The following is a 3901-nucleotide window of genomic DNA, read 5'->3' on the forward strand; positions in this document are numbered from 1 at the left end:
GGTCAGGGGCGGGGGGCGGGGGTGATGACGGAGCTGGTGAGGCGGTCGTGGAGGCCGCGGCGGTGTTCGTCCATGATCAGGGCGGGGACGACCAGGGCGAGCAGGAGGCCGCGGAGCAGGGCGCGGAGCACGCCGATCCGGCCGCCGTCGGACCAGTCGACGCAGCGGATCCGGGTGACGTACATGCCGGGGGTCTGGGTGAACAGGCCGAGGAAGAAGCCGTACTCCAGGACGAGGACCAGCACCGGGGCCCAGCCGTCGCGGACCGGGTCGGCGAAGAAGTTGGACACCAGCAGGCAGAGCACCCAGTCGACGACCAGCGCGCCGAAGCGGCGACCCAGGCTCGGCGGGACGAAGGCGGGGTCGGTGGCGGGCGGCGCCGGGGCATGCGGGTTGGTCACAGCGGTCAAGGGTAGCCAGCGGGGTGGCCCGGTCCGGATCCGCTCTCCCCGTCAAATCGGACCAAGGCCGTCAATTAGCGCGACACGGGCACCGCCGGTATGGTCCGAACGGAGAGCAGAGGTGGCTGAGCGGCCGGGATGACGCTCCGCGAGGGACGTAACACGGCGGAAACAGGGGAGACACCGCCGGGCAACCGCACGGTCATAGCGTCGCCAGGAGCCTAGCCACCCCGTGGACGTGCCAGGAGGACGTGTGTTCGCCAATCCCGAGGAACTCCTGCGATACCTCAAGAACGAGGACGTGAAGTTCGTCGACGTACGTTTCTGTGACCTGCCCGGCGTGATGCAGCACTTCAACCTGCCGGTCGAGTCCGTCGACGACGCGCTCTTCACCGACGGCCTCGCGTTCGACGGCTCGTCGATCCGTGGCTTCCAGGCGATCCACGAGTCGGACATGCTCCTGCTCCCGGACGTCGCGACCGCCTTCATCGACCCGTTCCGCGCGCAGAAGACCCTCGCGCTGAACTTCTTCATCCACGACCCGTTCACCCGCGAGGCGTACTCCCGGGACCCGCGGAACGTGGCGAAGAAGGCCGAGGCCTTCCTCGCGGCGAGCGGCATCGCCGACACCGCGTACTTCGGCGCCGAGGCGGAGTTCTACATCTTCGACTCGATCCGCCACGAGACCTCCGCGCACCAGTCGTTCTACTACATCGACTCGATCGAGGGCGCCTGGAACTCCGGCCGCGAGGAAGAGGGCGGCAACCGCGGTTACAAGACCGCGTACAAGGGTGGCTACTTCCCGGTGCCGCCGGTCGACCACTACGCCGACCTGCGCGACTCGATCGTGCGGCGCCTGGTCGACACCGGGTTCACCGTGGAGCGCTCGCACCACGAGGTGGGCACCGCCGGCCAGTCGGAGATCAACTACAAGTTCTCCACCCTGCTGCACTCCGCCGACCAGCTCCAGCTCTTCAAGTACATCGTGAAGAACGAGACCTGGGCCAACGGCAAGACCGCGACGTTCATGCCGAAGCCGCTCTTCGGCGACAACGGCTCCGGCATGCACACCCACCAGAGCCTCTGGCTGAACGGCGAGCCGCTGTTCTACGACGAGACCGGCTACGCCGGCCTGTCGGACACCGCCCGCTGGTACATCGGCGGCCTGCTGCACCACGCGCCGTCGCTGCTGGCCTTCACCAACCCGACGGTCAACTCGTACCGCCGCCTGGTGCCGGGCTTCGAGGCGCCGGTCAACCTCGTCTACTCGCAGCGCAACCGGTCCGCCTGCACCCGCATCCCGGTCACCGGCAGCAACCCGAAGGCCAAGCGGGTCGAGTTCCGGGTGCCGGACCCGTCCAGCAACCCGTACCTCGCCTTCTCGGCGATGATGATGGCCGGCCTGGACGGCATCAAGAACAAGATCGAGCCGCCGGCGCCGATCGACAAGGACCTGTACGACCTGCCGCCGGAGGAGTGGGGCGACGTCAAGCAGGTGCCGGGCTCGCTGCCCGAGGTGCTCAACGCGCTCGAGGCCGACCACGACTACCTGCTCGACGGCGGCGTGTTCACCCCGGACCTCATCTCCACCTGGGTGAGCTGGAAGCGGGCCAACGAGGTCGACCCGGTGCGCCTGCGCCCGACCCCGCACGAGTTCGCCATGTACTTCGACTGCTGACCAGTTCCACCAGCACCGGCTGGGCCGGCTCCGCGTTCGCGGGGCCGGCCCGGCTCTCTGGCCGGCGGGGACTCAGCGGGCGAGCAGAGCGTCCAGCTTGCCGAAGGAGCTGCCCCAGCCCTCGCGGGCGCCGCTCTCCGTTCCCGGGCTGAACGGCCCCTGCCTGAGCACCAGGCGGGTCCTGCCCTCCTCGTCGTGGAACTCCAGCCGGAGCGCCATGGTGATCTCGCCGGCGCCGAAGTCGACCCGCTGGGTCCCGACCAGCAGCTCGTTCTCCACCAGCTCGGTGAAGGTGGCGTCGACGGCCGAGGTCATGCTCGGATCGGCGTCGTTGACCATGGTGAAGCGCTGGTGGCCGCCGACCCGGGCCTCGACGCTGACGGTCGCCCGCGGCACCGACCAGCCAGCCGGGCCGAACCAGGCGGCGAGCTGGTCCGGGTCGGTGAACGCCCGGTAGACCAGCTCGGGCGGGGCGTCGAAGACGCGGGTGATGACGAGATCCTGGGTTTCGGTCGTGTCGGTCATGGTGTTGCCCTCTCTCATTTCTCGTTCCGCTCCGTCTGGGTTTGCATCCGCTTCAGGTGGGCGTCGAGCCGATCGAAGTTCGTGTCCCAGAACTGCCGGTAGCGCTCCATCCAGACCGTCGCCTCACGCAACGGCTCCGGATTGAGGCTGCTGGAGCGCCACTGGGCGCTGCGGGACCGAGTGATCAGGCCGGCCTGCTCGAGCACCTTCAGGTGCCGCGAGATCGCCGGGAGGCTGATCGCGAACGGCTCGGCGAGCTCCGTGACGGTGGCGTCCCCCTCGGCCAGCCGGGCGAGGATCGCCCGTCGGGTGGGGTCGGCCAACGCCGCGAAGATGACGCTGAGTCGATCGTCCGCCACTTGCGTAACCACCTCGTTAATTAACGAATGCGTTAAACATAGGTGGGTCCGAACCCACCGTCAACCACTTCAGCCGATCAGGTCGGGCGGGCTCGTCGGGCCAACGCCACCCGGACCGCCCCCACCCCGAGCGCCACCACCACGGCGGTCATCGCGATCGCGCCCGGCGCCTTGGTGAACCGGGCCAGGTTGGTGCCGTCCGGCAGGGCGAGGAAGGAGACCACCGCGCAGGGCAGCACGAACCAGGTCGTCCGCGCCACCGGGACCGTGGCCACCGACAGCACCGCCAGCGGCCAGGTGGCGTACCAGGGGTGGAAGACCGGGGCGAGCAGGGCGGTGGCGGCCAACGCCAGGCCCGCCCCGACGAGGGCCACCCGGGGTCGGGCCGCCCGCTGCCTCACGTCGTTCAGCCGGCGCAGCGCCGACCAGGCCCACCACCAGAGCGCGACCAGCAGCACCGCCAGCACCAGCAGCGCCACCAGCCGGACCACCGGCACCGCGTGCGGCTCCCGGCCGACGAGCGCCCCGGCGTAGTCGACGACAAAGCCCACGGCAGTCGGCGGCGAGGTCCACTGCTCGGAGTCGCCGCTGCGGGCCAGGCCGCTCACCCAGCCGAAGCCGAGCCCGGTGACCAGGGATGTGACCAGGAGCGCGCCCACCGCTCCCCCGGCCAGCCAGGCCGCGTCCCGCAGCAGCGCGCGCGGCGTGTACCGACCCAGCACCGCGGCGAGCGCCGCGAACGGCAGCACCACCACCGCGACCGCCTTCACCGCCACCGCCAGCCCCAGCAGCACCCCGGCCAGCAGCAGCGCCCGCGGCTTGCCGGGCCGGTGGACCAGCACCAGCAGGCCGGACAGCAGCAGGCCGAGCAGCAGCGCGTCGTTGTGTGCGCCGCCGACCAGGTGCACGCCGACCAGTGGGCAGGCCAGCGCCAGCCA

Annotated in this window: 5 protein-coding genes; 1 reads left to right on the top strand and 4 read right to left on the bottom strand. The window is 70.4% G+C overall.

Features of this window, described 5'->3' with window-relative positions:
- Positions 1 to 2: 2 nt before the first annotated feature.
- The gene (locus JNW87_RS35905; RefSeq protein ID WP_109804471.1) at positions 3 to 401 is read right to left on the bottom strand and encodes an RDD family protein; all 399 of its coding nucleotides are present in this window, start codon (positions 399 to 401) and stop codon (positions 3 to 5) included.
- A gap of 253 nt (positions 402 to 654) precedes the next feature.
- Here JNW87_RS35905 and glnA point away from each other — a divergent pair, with 253 nt between their 5' ends.
- The gene (gene glnA / locus JNW87_RS35910; protein WP_109804470.1) at positions 655 to 2079 is read left to right on the top strand and encodes a type I glutamate--ammonia ligase; all 1425 of its coding nucleotides are present in this window, start codon (positions 655 to 657) and stop codon (positions 2077 to 2079) included.
- 72 nt (positions 2080 to 2151) lie between these two features.
- Here glnA and JNW87_RS35915 read toward each other — a convergent pair whose 3' ends face one another.
- From JNW87_RS35915 to mptB, 3 genes are all read right to left on the bottom strand, one after another.
- A complete protein-coding gene (locus JNW87_RS35915; protein ID WP_109804469.1) occupies positions 2152 to 2604 on the bottom strand; it encodes an SRPBCC domain-containing protein in 453 nt (150 codons plus the stop codon).
- Between the two features lie 14 nt (positions 2605 to 2618).
- Positions 2619 to 2963 (bottom strand): helix-turn-helix transcriptional regulator, encoded by a 345-nt coding sequence (locus JNW87_RS35920; protein WP_109804468.1) that lies wholly within the window; start codon positions 2961 to 2963, stop codon positions 2619 to 2621.
- Positions 2964 to 3040: 77 nt separating this feature from the next.
- Positions 3041 to 3901, bottom strand: an 861-nt coding sequence (gene mptB, locus JNW87_RS35925; protein WP_238455229.1) for a polyprenol phosphomannose-dependent alpha 1,6 mannosyltransferase MptB, incomplete at its 5' end; no start/stop codon positions are given.

It is taken from the genome of Micromonospora sp. ATA51, from assembly GCF_016802855.1.
GTDB lineage: Bacteria > Actinomycetota > Actinomycetes > Mycobacteriales > Micromonosporaceae > Micromonospora > Micromonospora sicca.